1 pseudogene is annotated in these 815 nt (G+C 48.6%); it reads left to right on the forward strand.

Annotation, left to right across the window (positions count from 1 at the left end):
• Positions 1-95 precede the first annotated feature (95 nt).
• A pseudogene (locus KIV40_RS31630) lies at positions 96-815 on the forward strand (GMC oxidoreductase); the annotation flags it as partial.

Here is an 815-nt window from a genome sequence, read left to right on the forward strand (position 1 = left end):
AAGATCGAATTGGTTGGTGAAGATGGTAAAGCATTGTTCTTCATCGATAAAGATCTAGCACAAATGGCGAAAGAAGGTTCATCTTCAATTATGGAGCTTCGAAGGAAGTGATCTCGTCGGCGGGTTCTATCGGCTCTGTTCAACTGCTTCAATTGTCTGGTATCGGCCCGAAAGCGGTGCTTGATAAAGCAGGTGTTGAGGTGAAACACGAATTGAACGGTGTAGGGGAAAACCTACAAGATCACCTAGAAGTCTACTTCCAGTACCACTGTAATGAGCCGATCACACTCAACAGTAAACTCGGCTTAGTGAGTAAAGGCATGATTGGCGCGGAGTGGATTTTGACTCGCAAAGGACTTGGGGCGACCAACCATTTCGAATCATGCGCCTTTATCCGCTCTCGAAAAGGTCTTAAGTGGCCGAACATCCAATATCACTTTCTGCCAGCAGCGATGCGTTATGACGGGCAAGCAGCTTTTGATGGTCATGGCTTCCAAGTTCACGTTGGTCCGAACAAACCAGAGAGTCGTGGCACTGTTGCGATTACCTCGGCAGATCCACATGCAAAACCAGACATCATTTTTAATTATATTTCGACAGAGCAAGACCGCCAAGACTGGCGTGACTGTATTCGCTTAACGCGTGAGATTCTCGCTCAACCCGCGATGGATAAATTCCGTGGAGAAGAGATCCAGCCGGGAGCAGATGTCACCTCTGACGAAGCGATCGATGAGTGGGTAAAACAGAATGTCGAGAGCGCATACCACCCTTCTTGCGGCTGCAAAATGGGCGCGAGTGATGACCCAATGGCTGTG

The sequence above is a fragment of the Vibrio sp. D173a genome (assembly GCF_030248475.1).